The organism is Stieleria bergensis, assembly GCA_007745635.1.
GTDB lineage: Bacteria > Planctomycetota > Planctomycetia > Pirellulales > Pirellulaceae > Stieleria > Stieleria bergensis.
Map to the genome: position 1 here is coordinate 3,629,840 of CP036272.1, position 16,463 is coordinate 3,646,302.

13 protein-coding genes and 1 other RNA gene are annotated in these 16,463 nt (G+C 55.2%); 9 read left to right on the forward strand and 5 right to left on the reverse strand.

Going from position 1 to position 16,463, the window contains the following annotated elements; all coding sequences use genetic code 11:
- Positions 1–4 precede the first annotated feature (4 nt).
- The gene (locus tag SV7mr_RS12660; protein WP_419187326.1) at positions 5–1,711 is read right to left on the reverse strand and encodes a prenyltransferase/squalene oxidase repeat-containing protein; all 1,707 of its coding nucleotides are present in this window, start codon (positions 1,709–1,711) and stop codon (positions 5–7) included.
- Between the two features lie 777 nt (positions 1,712–2,488).
- Positions 2,489–2,583, reverse strand: an RNA gene (ffs, locus tag SV7mr_RS12665) — signal recognition particle sRNA small type.
- Positions 2,584–3,321: 738 nt separating this feature from the next.
- Between ffs and SV7mr_RS12670 the strand changes: the two genes are divergently transcribed.
- From SV7mr_RS12670 to SV7mr_RS12705, 7 genes are all read left to right on the forward strand, one after another.
- Entirely contained in the window at positions 3,322–4,197 is an 876-nt protein-coding gene (locus SV7mr_RS12670; RefSeq protein ID WP_145272523.1) for a DoxX family protein, read from the forward strand.
- Positions 4,198–4,307: 110 nt separating this feature from the next.
- Entirely contained in the window at positions 4,308–6,155 is a 1,848-nt protein-coding gene (locus SV7mr_RS12675) for a Gfo/Idh/MocA family protein (RefSeq protein WP_145272525.1), read from the forward strand.
- Positions 6,156–6,329: 174 nt separating this feature from the next.
- Positions 6,330–7,187, forward strand: a complete 858-nt coding sequence (gene ygfZ / locus SV7mr_RS25365) for a CAF17-like 4Fe-4S cluster assembly/insertion protein YgfZ (RefSeq protein ID WP_419187327.1) — start codon at positions 6,330–6,332, stop codon at positions 7,185–7,187.
- A 280-nt stretch (positions 7,188–7,467) separates the two neighbouring features.
- Positions 7,468–9,279: a tetratricopeptide repeat protein gene (locus tag SV7mr_RS12690; RefSeq protein WP_419187328.1), complete on the forward strand. Its 1,812-nt coding sequence runs from the start codon at positions 7,468–7,470 to the stop codon at positions 9,277–9,279.
- 267 nt (positions 9,280–9,546) lie between these two features.
- Positions 9,547–10,440 (forward strand): DUF58 domain-containing protein, encoded by an 894-nt coding sequence (locus SV7mr_RS12695; protein WP_419187329.1) that lies wholly within the window; start codon positions 9,547–9,549, stop codon positions 10,438–10,440.
- A complete protein-coding gene (locus SV7mr_RS12700) occupies positions 10,437–12,437 on the forward strand; it encodes a vWA domain-containing protein (RefSeq protein ID WP_145272531.1) in 2,001 nt (666 codons plus the stop codon). Before SV7mr_RS12695 ends, SV7mr_RS12700 begins: the two co-directional genes overlap by 4 nt.
- Before the next feature lie 146 nt (positions 12,438–12,583).
- Positions 12,584–13,489, forward strand: a complete 906-nt coding sequence (locus SV7mr_RS12705; protein ID WP_145272533.1) for a hypothetical protein — start codon at positions 12,584–12,586, stop codon at positions 13,487–13,489.
- Here the strand turns inward: SV7mr_RS12705 and SV7mr_RS12710 are convergent.
- Entirely contained in the window at positions 13,474–13,659 is a 186-nt protein-coding gene (locus SV7mr_RS12710) for a hypothetical protein (protein WP_145278394.1), read from the reverse strand. The genes SV7mr_RS12705 and SV7mr_RS12710 overlap by 16 nt on opposite strands.
- 244 nt (positions 13,660–13,903) lie before the next feature.
- Here SV7mr_RS12710 and SV7mr_RS12715 point away from each other — a divergent pair, with 244 nt between their 5' ends.
- The gene (locus SV7mr_RS12715) at positions 13,904–14,275 is read left to right on the forward strand and encodes a DUF6331 family protein (RefSeq protein WP_145272535.1); all 372 of its coding nucleotides are present in this window, start codon (positions 13,904–13,906) and stop codon (positions 14,273–14,275) included.
- Between the two features lie 179 nt (positions 14,276–14,454).
- The gene (locus SV7mr_RS12720; protein ID WP_145272537.1) at positions 14,455–14,685 is read left to right on the forward strand and encodes a hypothetical protein; all 231 of its coding nucleotides are present in this window, start codon (positions 14,455–14,457) and stop codon (positions 14,683–14,685) included.
- A 58-nt stretch (positions 14,686–14,743) separates the two neighbouring features.
- On the opposite strand, the gene SV7mr_RS12725 is transcribed toward SV7mr_RS12720, so the two are convergent.
- Positions 14,744–16,012, reverse strand: coding sequence for a tagaturonate epimerase family protein (locus SV7mr_RS12725; protein ID WP_145272539.1), 1,269 nt, complete (start codon positions 16,010–16,012; stop codon positions 14,744–14,746).
- Positions 16,013–16,205: 193 nt separating this feature from the next.
- Positions 16,206–16,463: hypothetical protein (locus tag SV7mr_RS25370; RefSeq protein WP_419187330.1), on the reverse strand; the 258-nt coding region annotated here is incomplete at its 5' end.

Sequence of the window (16,463 nt, forward strand, 5' to 3'; positions counted from 1 at the left end):
TGAATCAGTGGCTTTTGTACAGCGGTAAGTGCCGGTAATAGACTTCCAAGCAATAGAGATTCAGGCATGTGGTGTACAGCCGGCCGTAGCTGGAATAGTGAAAACGCTGGGGCGACCAGCTACCGCGCTGGCGGCCTTGCGTGACCTGAGCGGCAGGGAGCTTGACCTTCATCACATCATTCCATTCGCGCCAGGGCTGGCCACCATAGTGGTGCATGATTTGGGTGGCGTAATACCAATAATAAACGTTAGCCTTATCCAACGTGATTGGATGATCCTGCAATAACGTTTTGACCCCCATTCCCATTTCGGGACGATCGCGTTTCCAGCCTAGATATTGCCGGCACAACAAACCCTCGGCGGTCATTGGGGGCGTGCCCTCGGCTCGACCCGGCAAATAAGTGTATCCGGCACCGTTGTAGACCTGGACCGAATCGAGGAACTTGGAGACCCGAGCGTATTTCTCCTCTGGAACCTCCAGACCGCCCGCGAGGGCACTTTGAGTGGCCATGACGTACCAACCGGTGACAGACAAGTCTCCTGATTCACCCGGATTGTACCGCCAGCCACCGTTGGGGCCTTGCGATTTGAACGCATAATCGATGGCCCGCTGTGCGTAGGGACGCAACCAAGAATCTTGAGTCATGGCATAGAGTTCGCAGAGGGCAATGGTCGCTTGTGCCTGAGCATAAGCGTTATCATGTCCCTGTTTCTTGCCGCACATGTAGCCACTGCGATCCTGCTGGCTGACCAAGTACTTCACGCCACGAGACACTTCCTTTTTGTACTGCCCGTTGAGGTGTGTATGGCCATCCCCAGCAAAGGCAATCAACGCCATACTCGTTGCGGCACAGGCGTTTTCGGTGATGCCACCATTTTCGTAGGGCCCAATGAGACTCCATTGGCCGCGTGAACGTTGCTGGCGGGCGAGCCATTCCAAGCCCATCGCGACGGCTTGCTTGGTGTCCGGTGTGGCGCCATACATGGCCATCAAGGCTTCTCGCATCGCTCCGCTACGACCGCTAAACATTGGCTTGTCGATGGTCGGCGAAAACATTCCGGGCATGTCAGGAGCAATAATTTCCTGGCTAAGCTGCTCCTCGGGCTCAAAGAGATCGGGCACATCGGCTTCGGCAACCGTGTCATCAATCGCATCGGTCTCCGCTTCAGTGGACTCTTCAAACTCAAGCGTTGCTAAATCCAGTTCCAGTCCATCGGAGTCCACGTCACTCATGCCAGCGGTCAGCACAAGGTTCTTGAAACCATTGCCAGCAGGCAGGCTAAAGAGCGCCAGAACCAACAGAATGATCAAGTGAACCGTCAGGCTTAACAACCAAGAAGGGGCGGAGCGAGAGACGATTTCCTCTGCGCTTTCGCCTTCGGCTTCTTCTTCGTAGGTGCCGATCGCCAGGGCCTCGCCCTCGACCACAATTCCGGGTGCTTTTTGCTGGCCCGTTTCGAGTGTGGGAATGTCACCTTTCCATCGCGGACGGGCCGAGCCGATGCCGTTGCTGGATGCAGAAGTACTGGGGACGCTTGCGGCTTGATTGACCGGCGGCAACGTTGCCCGCGGTGGGGGCGGCGGTGGCAATGCAGAACCGGCAGCCTTCGCACCGTCAATACTCGGTGGCGCAAGCCCCAATGGCACATCCGCAACGTCGCTGTTGGATGATGCATTTGGCGGTGGTGAACCAGGAGGTTGCGATGACATGTTTTGATTCCGTCAATGCGGCAAATGGGATGAAAGCACCAACGCTAGAGCGAGGTCAATTCAAACTGCTGACGCCTTCCTCAAACGAACGACTCGGCGAATCGATTTGGTCACAAAGAAGTCGATCATTGCTGGTAATTCTTCTTCACAAGGCCGTCTCACCCGGACCATTTCAGGCCCATGCGACCAAGCCAATCGCACCGTTCGCGCCATTGCGGTTCGTTACCTGTTGCCAACGGAGCACCCATCAATCTGCTCGGGCGTGCTGTCGCTGGCGTTCAAGTTGTTTGGACAAGCGTGATTACAAGGCCGAAATGCGACGCACTGCGCCACGAAGGACGATCCTTCTGCATTATCGGACCGCCCTACCAAGCAACGCTCAGGCAATTTCAAGACCGAGAGTTTTTTTTGGATTGGCGACCGCCATCGGTCGCGAACCGAAATGACAGACAATCACGTGATTTTCAGTTGTCGTCATGATAACACATCGCAACGAGTTACGCGACATTCGCTCTGTGATACCGATTCGGTGGGCTGTTTTCTGTCCAACAGCGTTAGAAAAGACAGCCCACTCACACTCTCTTTGGGTGGGGCACAAACCAGGCCCCTAAAGGGAGTGTTATGCGACACTGAAAACACGCAGGCAAGGTGTTAAAACGCAGGCAAGGTGTTAAAGCAGGCTCACCGGGCGGGGAAACCAGGAATGGAGCGGCCTAGAGCGTTTGAAGGCCGCTGGGGCGAACCCGAAGCACTTGCATCAGCGCATAAAAAATGCCACTCGGAGGCGACTCTCACACAGAGCTACACCGCTTATGGCTGCTCCAGTTAAGTCCTGACCAGGTTCACGATTCACAATCGCAAGAGTCGCCACCGAGTGGCATCAATCCCACCAAACAAACTATCTTGGCAGGTTGTTCGCTATCCGGATCGAGAGTCTAGCTAACGACTGGACTGCTGAAAACCCCTGTCAGTGTGAACGAATTTGCAATCCGAAGACGGTTGGTGGCGGGACCTTGCCAGCGGGGATCGCCTACGAATTTGCGGGCTTCAACGAATGGCGCGACGGGAGGACTTACAGCGATGGATTTGACTTGAAGCGATCAGGAAGAGGTGCAGCGATTGCACAGGCGGGGCAAAACATGCAATCCAAGGCGTCCTGAGTCGCCTTTCTGGTTGGCGAATGCTGGCCTATCAATCATAATGCACGTGAGTTAAAGCTTGTTGATCCCGCCAAATCGCTTGGTCGCTGGCCATTGCCGAGAGCCGAAGTGCACCGGAATGCTGTTGGCCAGACTGAGCTCTGCAACCACTTTGCCTTCGGACCACCGACCTCGGTCCCGGGCTGAATGACTTGGAAACGCCGTTAATCCACCGACGAAGATCCGCCAGTTGCTCTGCGACTGATTTAGCGGAACAGTTGTTGTCGCGAGACGGGCTGATCCTCTGCAGCCGCATTGATCAATGCTTCCCAATTATTCTGCACTGAAGTTCATTCATTCACTTGCCTTTCGGAGTCATTCATCGTCGTGCGAAACGCCTTGACCTCTCTGCTTCGACTTCTTGTCGGCTGGGGCATCTCGCCCCGACTCATCAGCGGCATTGGAATTGCCATGCTGATTCTATTACGAATTACAATCGGCTGGCACTTCCATAGTGAAGGCAGCGACAAAATACGCAACGGCAACTGGAGCGCGGCGCCGTTCTTTGCCAACGCAAAAGGCCCCTATGCCGATCACTTCCAGGAACTGGTCTGGGACTACAACGGGATGCAGCGCCGTGACAATGCGTTCATCAAGGCGTGGTTCACAGAGTTCGTGACCGAGGCCACCGACTACTACAGCTTTGATCCCAAACGCAAGGCTCGCGCCAACGCTGTTCTCGCCACTGCCATCAAGACACACAAAGAATTGATCGCATCGTACAAAGACGATTTGATCGAATACGACAAGGGCATGGAAGAGTTAAAGGGACTGAAAGCACAAGCGGACCGAATGGAAGTCGAGGGTCGCGCCGGCCAAGTTGCCTCGATGGAGCGGGACATCAAAGGCAAGTTAAAAACGGCCATGTCGGACGTCGACGCTTTGATCAGCGGCTTTGAAACCGAGATCAACTTAATCGCGGCACCGAACCAACTAGCGGTTGCGCCGCCGCTGCAATTGCCGATCACTCCAACTGGCAGCGTGGTCGATACCAGCATCATGGATAAGTACGTGCCGTACTTTGACTTGGCGATTGGTTGGATGCTGATCCTGGGACTTTTCACTCCCGTGGCATCCTTGGCTGCCGCTGGATTCCTAGCGACCGTCTTTATCAGCCAGTTCCCGCCCGGACCGGGTCCAACGAGCAGCATGTACCAGCTGATTGAGGCTCTGGCCTGTTTGGTCTTGGCGGGTACAGGTGCCGGTCGCTTCGCTGGCCTGGACTTCTTTATGCACCTGTTCGTGCGGCGATCAGTCGCCAAAGACGCGTCACCAGCGAAGGCTTAATTGCCCCGAACCCCATTCATTCTTCCCTGCCTTGGCAATCAATTACCGTCAGGCAGAAATATTTTTCAGACATCACATCGCACAACATTCGTTTTTATTGAGGCCCAAACATGGTCGATAAATTATCTGCAGATGAACGCAAGATCGGCGAAGAGAACTACTACAGCGCCGTCGGCAGCTACTACGACGTGAACCGTCGTGACTTCTTACGTGGCATTGTTGCCGCGGGAGCAGTCAGTGGAGCAGGGTTAGGCGCCGCCTATTTCGGCTACGGCTCGGTCAACGATCCCGTCCGCGTGGCAGTGATTGGAACCGGCGACGAGGGCAACGTCCTGATCGGTGGCTGCAATCCGAACTACGTCGACGTCAAAGCCATCTGTGACATTCGCCCGTTCGGACAGTTCCGCGCGTTCAATGGTGACCGCAGCAGCACCTCGGCATTGAAGCGTCGCCCCGGCTTGGTTAACGTTGCAGGCTATTCGAGCGAAAAGGAAGCCCGCGACAACGTCAAGGTCTACGACAGCACCAATGGCGGCATCATGGCCTGCCTGGACGATCCGGACATCGAAGCGGTCATAATCGCATTGCCCTTGTGGTTGCACGCTCCCGTTGCAGCGTTGGCGATGGAGCGAAACCTGCACGTGCTGACAGAGAAGCTGATGGCGCACAACGTCGCTCAGTGTAAAGCGATGGCTCGCATGGCAGCGGCCAGCAAAGACAAGAACGGCAACCCCATCCACTTGGCCACCGGTCACCAGCGTCACTACAACGTCAAGTACGAGAACGCAGTGAACCTGATCAAGTGGGGACTGCTGGGACAGTTGCACCATATCCGTGCTCAGTGGCACCGCAGCAATGTTCCCGGCAAGGACAGCTGGTCAATGCCGATTCCTGGCGGTGAGCCAATGGCTGGAAAAGACGGCAAAATGTTCGACAAGATCATGTCGGACCTGAACTACCGTCGCGACAAACTGGACAACACCTCTGACCCAACCGATCGTGAAAATTTGACATGGGAAATCAGGCAGTGGGAAGCTTGGAATAAGGACAAAGACATTGATCCATCCAAGCACGGCTACAACGATTTCGTCCTGACCGACAAGTTCAACAAAGACTATCGTTTCACATCGATGCACGAGCTTCATCGCTGGCGCCTCTTTGAACGAACCGGTGCCGGTCTGATGGCCGAACTCGGCAGCCACCAACTGGATGCCGTCAGCATCTTCCTGTCGTCACTGCGTAACGATAAAAAGAAAGTTCATCCGTTGTCTGTCCACGCAGTCGGCGGGCGGCACATGATGCCACACGATCGCGACGCAGGAGATCACATCTACTGCATGTTTGAATTCCCCGGCCCTGAATACAGCGAGAAGTTTGACGTGGGTTACTATGACCGCGTGCGGAACTACCCCGATGGGCCCGTGGCGGGATACGAAACGGACCCCGACAAGAAAGTCGTCGTGACCTACAGCACCATCAACGGCAATGGCTTTGGTGGCTGGGGTGAAGTTGTCATGGGGACCAAGGGAACTCTGATCCTGGATAAAGAAACCGACGTCTTGCTTTATCGCAACAGTGACACCAGCAGCAAAGTTGGCGTTAAAGCGAAGGAAGGCAGCTACGCTCTGGACACCAGCGCCAGCGGCGACAGCGCCGCACCGGTCGCACAAGCTGCTCAGCAAGGTCCGGTCAGTCGCGGTTACCGTGAAGAGATCGAGCACTGGGCTTACTGCATCCGCAACCCTGACGCCGAGAACCAAGTCCGTTGTAACCCCGAGGTCGCGATGGGCGACGCAGTCATCGCGTTGGGTGCGAATGTTGCCCTGAAGAACGCGCAGGCTGGCAAAGGCGGTTATATGGAGTATAAAGAAGAATGGTTCGAAGTTGATGACGACGCTACGCCGGATGGCAGCGAAGTCAAACGCGAGATGGAATACATGCTGAAGGATGTAACCTAAACGGCTGCAACTCTCGCACGCAACACTTTTGCTCGCCCGCGTTATCAACTTCGGTTAACGCGGGCGTTCTTTTTATGTCTGCTCTGCTGTTTGCCAGTTTCCATTGAGTGCTTGCCCGCGTCCATTCGGTTGACCTTGGCAATGCGATTGGACAACACGATTGAGATCACTTTCATGAACACTATTTTTCGGCTTGATGAAGTCACCGTGCTGGATGTCGTTGGCGATGACGCACAGACCATTTTGCACAACTTGACGACCAACGATGTCAAGGCATTGCAACAAGGCTTTGGGTGCGAGACCTTCATTACCGAAGTTCGCGGGCGCACGATCGGCCATGTCGAAGCCTACCGCACTGCCGATGGTTTTCGCCTCATTGGGGCTCCAGGGCAAGCGGAGACCATCGCCAACCAAACGGAAAAGTACACCATCACTGAAGACGTCAAACCACAAGACCGATCCGGCGATTTCACCGCCTTTGTGATTCATCCCCAGGCCAGCAGTTCGCTGCGTGATGAAACCGATTGGACACAATGCAATGCGATCGCGTTTGACACACAGTGGCTAGGCACCGGCACGTTGGTGGTCTTGACCGAGACACCCGGTGCGGTCGAACAGGTTTGTGTTTCCTGTGGCGAACCGGTTGCCGACCAACAGGCCTTTCACATGGCCAGAGTGCAGGCAGGATTTCCATGGTACGGCATCGACTTTTCAGAAAAGAACCTGCCGCAAGAGGTGAACCGGATTGAGCAAACGATCAGCTTTACCAAAGGCTGCTACCTGGGCCAGGAAACCGTGGCTCGCCTGGATGCCTTAGGTCAGGTCCAGAAGCAATTGGTGCGTTGGCAGACTGAGGGCAGCATTCCCGCACCGGGCAGTGAAGTGAGCAGCGCGAACAAAGTCGTTGGCCGTCTCACCAGCCTCTGCTCGACCGCAGAGAACCAAGCAATCGCGATCGGCATTGCTCGACGTTCGCACTTTGATCCCGGCTCCGCTGCCAGCGGAGAAGGCTTTGAAGCGGTTGTACGATAAAATTGTTGTAGGATGAAGCGGTTGTACGATAAAGTTGCTCTACGGTACATCTGCTGGGCGATAAAGCAGCTGGGCGATCGCGATTCCGAAAGATCCGCAACGCGGGCGGGCATCGAAGTCCAACACGCAATCGTGAAACGGACTCGCCCGGCTTTTGCTGGAACAAGTAGAATAGTGTGAACCGACGGACACTCTGAACGTAAAACAAGTCCCGCCTGGGATTCACACCTGCCGTGCAATCAAGCAGCCTCTTCTCATTTTGCCACAGGCCATGCAAGCGATGATGCCCACCCCAAACCTGTCACGATGCTTCGCTGTCCTGTTTGGGATCACGTTTTGCCAACTGATTTTGCTAGCCGGTGGTGCCCTCGCCCAGACGCCTGCGAATGCTAAACCCGACGTCGGCTACGTGGGCACCCAGGCCTGCATCGCTTGCCATCAGGAACAGTACCAATCGTACCTGGAGACCAAACACAGTGTTTCAATGGTCTCGGTTGATCCGGACCAGGAGCAACTGCCCGCGAAGTTCTACCACAAGCCCTCGATGACCGATTACGAAGTATTTCGCAAAGGCGATCAAATGATCCACCGCGAAATCATCCGTGGGGTTGATGGGCAAGAACTGGTTCGCAATGAACACCCGGTGCTGTACACCATTGGCTCGGGAACTCACGGCAAGGGTTACATCTTCAAAGACGGTGACTTTCTGGGTCAGTCCCCCGTGTCTTGGTACCAGAGTTCTAAAACCTGGGATGTCTCCCCTGGATATGACGTTCCCTTTCAGCCTGGTTTCGGTCGCATCCTGAATTCGGAATGCTTCTTCTGTCACGTCGGTGACATGGATCGCAAACAAGGCAATCCCAATGTCTTTCACATCAACGAAGTAGCGATCGGGTGCGAACGCTGTCACGGGCCGGGTGAAGCACATGTTGCACACTACCAGCTGCCGAATGCCAAACCGGACGAAACAGGCAAGATCGTCAATCCAGAGAAACTTGATCGCGTGCTCTCTGAAGCAATCTGTCAGCAATGCCATTTGCAGGCCGCCGGCAAAGCTTTGTTGGCCAACAAAGACGATTGGGACTATCGTCCAGGATTGCCACTGACGGACTTCCGCGTTGACTATCAGTACAAGCTTGGTGACGACAGCATGCGAGTGGTTGGGCACATCGAACAGCTACACATGAGCGAGTGCTACACCAAAACCGATTCATTGACTTGCATCACCTGCCATGATCCACACCATACGCCGCCGCCGGAAGACACCGTTGCCTTCTATCGTGCCAAGTGCCTGAGTTGTCACCAAGATCAGGACTGTGGTGAAACCAAACAGCGCCGTGACTCGTTGGCTGGTAATGATTGCGCCAAGTGCCACATGCCGCAGCTTGATACCGAAGTCCCACACACAGCGTTTCGCCATCACCGCATTGGGATTCACCGCGACGAAGCCCCCGTCCAACAGGCAAACACGGGACTCGCATCGGTGTTATCACTCGACGACCTAAGTGCACTGCAGAAACAACGCACACTCGCGATTGCCAAGTACCAAGTGTCTCAGGAAGACCCTCAGAACGTTCACTTCCGCGACTATGGCTTTGACGCAGCCCGTGCGTTGATCGAAGTAAAGAACCAAGGCAAGGGCGACGCGGAAGTGAACACCGTGCTTTCCTTGCTGGCAGCCGCTCAGCGCCAACCGACGATTGCCAAAACATTGTCCGAAGAGGTCCTGGAACAAGAAAAGTCCCCCAAGCGGCCGCGAGTCGAAGCCTTGCGTTTACTGGCTCAGATGGCGTTTCAGAAACAAGATTATGAAACGGCCGTCAAGTTCTATCGTGAAGTCACAACGTACCAGTTGCAACCGTTTGACTTTTTCTACCTGGCGCTTTGCGAACAATCGCTGGGCAACCCACAAGCCGCGATCACGGCGTTGAACCGGGCTGCATCGTTGGCACCCAACGTTGCCGATTCGCACCGCTTGCTAGCCCAGATCTACACACAACTGGGACAACAAGATCAGGCCGCCAAGCACAGCGAATTGGCCAATCAACTGCAGGAACGCATTCAGGCCTTGCAAGCACAAGCCGCACAGTAGCCCCGGCAATCTTTCAGCGCAGGGCGTGCGTTGCTTCGGCACCAAGCGCAGCGGGCGCCTGTGCCGCTGAAGTGCTGCCGCTGAAGTGCTGCCGCTGAAGTGCTGCCGCTGAAGTGCAAGCGTTCCAACGCAAACGCTCCAAGGAAATCGCTGCGACGCCTTGGTGCGATCCTGCGTCCGGGGCGTGCTGCCAATTAGCTGAAAATAAACGCGGCCAGCGTGCCGGCCGGGACCTCAACGGTCAACGGATTGCGTTACACTATGGGAATGAGTGCAACCACGGAACCCACAGAACTTTTGTCACCTTCTCTGCTGGCCAAGCTAGAGCGTTTGGAACTTGTTTCACGGAAAGTGTTCAAGGGCCGAATGAAAGGTGAGCGGCGCAGTAAACGCAAAGGCGAAAGCGTCGAGTTCGCTGACTTTCGCAACTACGTTCCCGGTGATGACCTCCGTCTGATTGACTGGAATCTCTATGCACGATTGGATCAGCTGTTTTTGAAGCTCTTTCAAGAAGAGCAGGATCTTCATATCTATGCATTGATCGACTGCAGCGAATCAATGAATTTCTCGGAACCGTCCAAGCTGCATGTCGCCAAGCAACTGGCTGCGGCGATTGGCTACATTGGACTGTGCCGTGCCGACCGAGTCAGTGTCCAGGCACTTGGCAGCCAAGGACGCAGTGCACCGGTCTTGCGTGGCCGAGGCGGTCTCTGGCAATTGCTCCAGTACGTTGACTCGATTGAATCAGGTGACAACCTCAGCCTACACGATGGCATCAAGGACTTTTCGCTGCGGAACTCCGGCACCGGTGTGGTGGTCTTGATCAGCGACTTGATGGACAAGGACGGATTTGACTCGGCACTGCGCATGCTGATCGGACGCCGCATGGACGTCTACGTTATGCATGTTCTGTCACCCGAAGAGATTGATCCACCACTGCAAGGTGATCGCCGTCTGATCGATAGCGAAGATGGTGATGAAACGGAGATCACGATCAACGCGTTCGTGCTGAAAAAGTACCAGGAGACGCTGGAGTCCTTCATTGGGTCGATCAAAAGCTTCTGTTCACGTCGCAGCATTTCCTACTTGCCAGTGCGAACCGATCAAGGCGTTGAAGATGTGATGACGCGATACTTGCGTGAGCGAGGTGTGGTGCGATGAGCTGGATTTCCATGCTAACGCCCGTGCAGTGGGCTTTGTTTTCGCTCATTCCCGCCGGCATCATCCTGCTGTACTTCCTGAAACTGCGCCGCGAGCCGGTGCAGATTCCCAGTACCTTTCTGTGGGCGCGGACCGTCGAAGACTTGCATGTGAACAGCTTGTTTCAAAGGATCCGCAAGAACTTGCTGCTATTCCTGCAGCTGCTTGCAATTCTGTTAGCTGCGTTTGCGTTGCTCAGCCCAGGCTTTCGCGGCGAAAGATCAAACTTTGGCCGAACGATTTATTTGATCGACACCTCGGCCAGCATGATGGCCGACGATGTCGACGACGCCGAGAATCGCTTCGAAGCAGCCCGCAAGCAGATCCGTGAGCGCATTGACACCATGCCTAGCAGCGACACGGCAATGCTGATCACGTTCAGCGATCGCTCGGAAGTCATGCAGTCCTACACCGGTGATCGTGCCAAATTGCGTGATGCACTCAATCGGGTGCAGTTGACCAATCGCACCACCGACATCTATGGCGCCTTAAAGGCCGCCGATGGCTTAGCCAACCCTCGCCGCAGCAGCACCATGGGTGACACCGCTGACATTCAAGTGGCTGATGCGATGAACGCCGACTTGGTGATCTATAGCGATGGTGGCTTTCCCGATGTCAGCGAGTTCAATGTTGGCAATTTGGCGCCCACCTACATCCGCATCGGATCGGATGACGTCGAAAATGTCGGCATTGTCGCCTTCACGGCAGATCGAAACATTGAAACACCGGACGAGGTCAAAGCCTATGGCACGGTTGTCAACTACGGAAAACTGGCCCAGTCGTTTACGTTGTCGCTGTATGTCAACGGACAATGGCGTGACAGCACCGGCGTCCAGCTGGACCCGGGCGAAGAGAGCGGCATCAGTTTTCCGCTGACCGGACAAGAAGACGCCGCCAGCATTGAGATCCGCTTGGAAAACGAGGACGACCTGCCCTACCAAGATGCGTTGCCGCTGGACAATGTCGCCTACGCAGGCCTTCGCCCCATGCGAACCGTGTCGGTCTTGCTGATCACCGAAGGCAATCGCCCGATGGAAGTCGGCATGAGCACGGCCAACGCAAAAAAGATGTCCATCGTTGATGTCCAGCCCACCAGTTATCTGGACAGCGAAGAGTACGCGGCGCGAGCCAGCAGCGGGCTTGATGACTTAATCGTTTACGATCGCTGTCAGCCGAAAGACATGCCGGCGACGAACACCTTTTTCATCGGCGCGCTGCCTTCGAATGAATGGGAGTGGACCAGCGATCCCGGACAAGTCTTGCTGATTGACAGCGACCGAACGCATCCCTTGATGCGCTACCTGGAACTGTATTCGCTGTTGATCTTCGAAGGTCGCAGTGTCAAAGGCCCCGAGGGAACCCAGGAGCTACTAGCATCTGATTCCGGCGCTGTCCTTTCGCTGGCCCCACGTGAGGGATTTCAAGATCTAGTGTTGGCCTTTGAAATCATTTCAACCGACGATGAAGGCAACCTGCTGACCAACACAAACTGGTTTAGCGAACGATCGTGGCCCGTGTTTCTGTTGAATGTCCTCAGGCACCTCGCAGGTGCCGCCGACGAAAGCGCCGCGGGGACATTCCGGCCAGGCGAAACCGTGCGATTGCGCGTCGCCAGCGAGCTTCCTGAAGTCGACATCGCGCGGGGCTCAGGCACTCCCGAGACCGTCATGACGGGAAGCAACGGCTTCATTCAGTTCGTCGACACCGACGCGCCGGGGGTCTATCAAGTCACCAGCAGCGAAGGCGATGAACAAGAACTGGTGGAAATGTTTTGCATCAATCTATTCAGCTCCCTGGAAAGCAACGTCAAGCCGCGACAGAATTTCGACCTCGGCTACGAAGCGATCCAAGCGGAGGGAACAACCGAACGACGGATGGAGTACTGGCGATGGCTTCTGTTGATCGTCCTGTTGGTGTTGGCGGGAGAATGGTGGCTGTACAATCATCGCATCGCCTAGCCAGCGGTGCGAGGCGACTCGCTGGCACGCTGCAATGCTGGGCCTTTTTATGCTGGGCGCTGCAGCCTCATCTGGCCACTGCGCAAGCTCCCCCGGTAACAACCACTGCGGAAACAATACAGCTAGCAGCAACACACGAGGTCGTGTTGCCTGTTGGTTCGCAGCGGGTCCTGCAACTTCCCAAACTGTCTGCTGGGAGTCCCGCACCGGGGCGCAAAGTTCGCGTGACGGCCCCCGAATACGACGGCACGAATGTCTTTCACACGCTCTATCTCCCACCGGACTGGAAATCAAATTGGCAGGCGTCTGGCAAACGCTGGCCGGTGATTTTTGAACTCACCGGCAATCAGTGGGCTGCCTGTGCTTCGACCGGCCAGCCTCAAGACGCCAGCCTAGGATATGGGCTTAGTGCCGGCCAATTCATTTGGGTCTCGTTACCGTATGTCAATGCGACCGGTGATGCTAACGAAACGCATTGGTGGGGCGACCAGCAAGCGACGATCGATTATCTGAAACTCAACGTTCCACGCGTGATCAAACAGTTCGGGGGCGATTCCGAAGCTGTGATTCTGTGTGGTTTCTCTCGGGGCGCAATTGGAGCGAACTTCTTGGGACTCGCAGACGATGAAGTGGCCAAACTGTGGACGGCCTTCGTCGCGCATGATCACTTTGATGGCGTGCGGCAATGGAATGGGACCGACTGGGGCACTCCGTTGGCCGATTACCAAACGTCCGCAACCAATCGACTGCAACGAGTGGCCGGCCGGCCCTACTACGTTCGCAACTCCAAAGCAACACAAGCCTTCATCGAACAGCGACTCGCAGACACCACAAACTTCACCTATTACGATGTCAACATGCAGGAGATCTTCGGCGTGATCCCCAATGACATCGTCATTCACAGCCACAACGATCGCTGGCTATTGAAACCAAGTGGCTATCGCGATGAAGCCTGGCAGTGGATCAACGAAGCCCTCTCGCCCCAGCGTTTGTCACACAAAACAAACCTGATCCATCCCAACGCCGATGGAGCAACCTATTCAGAAAAGTAGATCAGAGCGGGAACCACAATCATCAGAGCCGTTTGCAGCAGCATGACGAACCAGTACGGCCCCGGCTTCGTTTCGCGCTCGACCAGCTTGAAATCGCCCGCCCAGCCGGCGACGGCTATCCCGGTCCAAAGCTGCAGAAAATAGGTGCCAATGGCAACAAACACAATCATCCAGATCGCAATCTCGGTAATCATTCAGCAGACTTGATCAAACAGCGGATTAAGGTCAAGGGGCACCATCGTCCAGCACGATGAAGGATGACGGCAGATTCTGCCAGAGTCCGGCGACGCATGGCAATCGCCACTGACCCCACAAACGGCAGCTCATCCTATTTTAACAGACAATGTCGGTCCGCGGTCCCAACCGTCGCTTCAACCGACTGGAAGCGATCCAGCGTGACTCTAAGGATCTGGTGTGGCCAGCAAACAGCAAATTCAGTTATCGCCTACCCGAGTGCTGCAACTGCAGACCGTCGGAACTGAATGCACCTGGCGCAACATTGACAGCCAATTGGAAACGCTGCAACCCTTCTGGAACCACCTGCAGCTCCACTGCAACGCCGAGTGCTGCGGCATCGAAGCCTTTGACTGGACTGCCCAAGGGATCTATCACGCACGCGACGCAACGCATGACGCCAGCACCGGCAAAAAGTTCCTGAAGCTAAAGCTCACGGTCAAACAACTTGATGCACAGGCGATTGAGTCGCAGATCTTAAATCAGTGGATGATCAAGCAAGACTTTCTGACGCTGATTGAACACATCATCGATTGCTTGATTGACAGTTAGGATCGTTGGCAACGCAAAGGTTCCCACAGCGAATGGCCCCGGTGGTTGGGCTGCAACACAGCACCACACCTGATTGGTACAGAGGGTGCCGTTGTGTGCGTTTCCAGGCACTGGTGCTGATTGGAACGATAAGGTGCCGTGCTCACACCATCTTCTCTCCACCCAACACGGAAAAGAGCGTGAGCGAGCAAAGCGATTTCCCGAAGTACAAAACCCCCGAGATCGTCGAGTCGCGCAGCGAACTGATCAGCGTCTCCGGAAAGGTCCAGCAAGTCTTCATCACTGCTGTGTTTGGGCTTTCCCGTTCCTGGACACCGAACCGGGACAGAGCTGAATCCAGCCATCTGCATTGCGGGTACAACACAGCGCGCTTGATTGCGATCCAACGCAGCACAAGAATCCACCGCTAGCGGCAGAGCGGCTAGCCGGTGGGGACCTGCTGATTGAATAGCCAATCAGTGATGCGGATTACATTCCGCTGCGCAACGCATCAAGGTGGCGACCAAAGTGATCGTCCAGAACTTGGCAGTAAGTGTCCGGATTGTCTTTCAAGCACTCCAACACAATACGGCCCCAATGGCGATCGGTCAGTACGGAACCGAACGTGCAGTGCAAGATTTGTCGGCCAGGCTTGGTGAAACCTTTACCTTGCGGCACTTCGCTCCAAAATTCCAAGTATTCTCGCTGCAAGATTTTGTCGGTTCCCATGTCAATGGTCGGAGCATCGGCCAAGGTTGCCGAGACATGATACGTGGCTTTGTCCGTCTCGTAGCGATCCCGAGAAAACTCGATGATCTTTGCGAAGTTCATCGGATCTTCGATTGCCACCACACGCAGGGCTTCCAAGTAACTTGTCCCTGCCGTCTTGACGTGGAACTTGCCCTTCGTCGCGCGAGCTAGAGCAGCGTACATCGAAACTTTATCACTGCCGGAGTGCAAGCTTAACTTATAGGGCCCCAGCATTTCGGCGATCGCCGCGTGATCGGCCAGCGATGCCTCCAAAGCGTCATGATCGCCGATGAAGTCAATTCCCTTTTCAAAATCACCAATGAATCGCGGAGCCAAGCTCACAAGCTTCATGCCACCTTTTAAGCACTGATCGGCAATGATGTAGTGCTCGGCCAAGGTCGTGGGCTGATCCGTTTCGTCGACGGACAATTCGATTTCATAATCCTGCCCCGCCGCTTCATTAACGGTTTTGATGTAATCGCCCAGCTTAAGCGCCCGGGTGATTGCCGGGCCATACTTCACAGCCGCTCGCATGCAGGCTTGTTCATCCAGCTCGATCTTCGAGCCGCTTGGAAGTGTGATCGTCTTGCCGACATAGTCGTTGTACCACGTTGCATGATCTTGAGCGGCGGCAAACTTCTCCCGCAGCGTCGCTTCATCGTAGTCATCGGCCTGCTGATCAACGTCATCCGACGGGTCAATCGTAAAGAAAGTGAATCCGGCTGCCGCGGTGATGTCGACATCCTCATTGACTTTTAAGTGATCCGCGTCGGCTCCGATGGGTCCGTCCCAACCCGCAGCCAACGCACCGTTCATCGCATCGGCCATCACGCCTTCAGGATTACGCCCCGTGCGAGTCATTTCACGAATGGACTGCTGAGGGAAAATCGCCGCGATCCCCTGACCGCAACGTTTCATCGCAGCAACATGCCCCGGCGTCGCTAGTCCAGTTCGATCACCAAATCCAAACGAAGGTTCAAGACCAAGGGTGGTGCACTTTTTACTCATTGTCGCAAAGACCGGTGGAATGAGGAGGGGAGGAGTACGAGGCAAACCGCTGTGACCGCGGCGCCAATCAACAGCCCCTAGCTTAAAACGACTTGCCCATTCTTAAAAGCACTCGCACAGTGCTCGATCGCCACAGAGAACCGCAAACACACCAGCGAATCCTGATCTCCTTCGCTGGCTCGGCTGATCGATCCTATTTCAATGTCGCAAAGCACAAAAACAAGCCCGTTTGCAAACGGTCCATTGAAGCAGAATATTCTGGAAAAAGAATTTCTTTATCTGCCATCGCCGGGTTGAGCAGGAGGTTGTTGCTGATGGGGAAATTCGTTGACTGAACTCTCCCGCTTGCGGGAGAGTCGAGCCTAAGCGAGGTGAGGGGAGTGCCGGGATAAAACCGGATTGAGATAGGGAATGAAAGTGTCCTACGTAGAAAGTCTAGCCAACTGCTATG

What these genes read in the sequence shown, in the direction of transcription:
- SV7mr_RS12675 (WP_145272525.1), top strand. Translation starts at nt 4,308, where the DNA reads ATGGTCGATAAATTATCTGCAGATGAACGCAAGATCGGCGAAGAGAAC.
- SV7mr_RS12670 (WP_145272523.1), top strand. Translation starts at nt 3,322, where the DNA reads ATGCTGATTCTATTACGAATTACAATCGGCTGGCACTTCCATAGTGAA.
- SV7mr_RS12700 (WP_145272531.1), top strand. Translation starts at nt 10,437, where the DNA reads ATGAGCTGGATTTCCATGCTAACGCCCGTGCAGTGGGCTTTGTTTTCG.
- SV7mr_RS12695 (WP_419187329.1), top strand. Translation starts at nt 9,547, where the DNA reads ATGAGTGCAACCACGGAACCCACAGAACTTTTGTCACCTTCTCTGCTG.
- ygfZ (WP_419187327.1), top strand. Translation starts at nt 6,330, where the DNA reads ATGAACACTATTTTTCGGCTTGATGAAGTCACCGTGCTGGATGTCGTT.
- SV7mr_RS12690 (WP_419187328.1), top strand. Translation starts at nt 7,468, where the DNA reads ATGATGCCCACCCCAAACCTGTCACGATGCTTCGCTGTCCTGTTTGGG.
- SV7mr_RS12725 (WP_145272539.1), bottom strand. Translation starts at nt 16,012, where the DNA reads ATGAGTAAAAAGTGCACCACCCTTGGTCTTGAACCTTCGTTTGGATTT.
- SV7mr_RS12660 (WP_419187326.1), bottom strand. Translation starts at nt 1,711, where the DNA reads ATGTCATCGCAACCTCCTGGTTCACCACCGCCAAATGCATCATCCAAC.
- SV7mr_RS12710 (WP_145278394.1), bottom strand. Translation starts at nt 13,659, where the DNA reads ATGATTGTGTTTGTTGCCATTGGCACCTATTTTCTGCAGCTTTGGACC.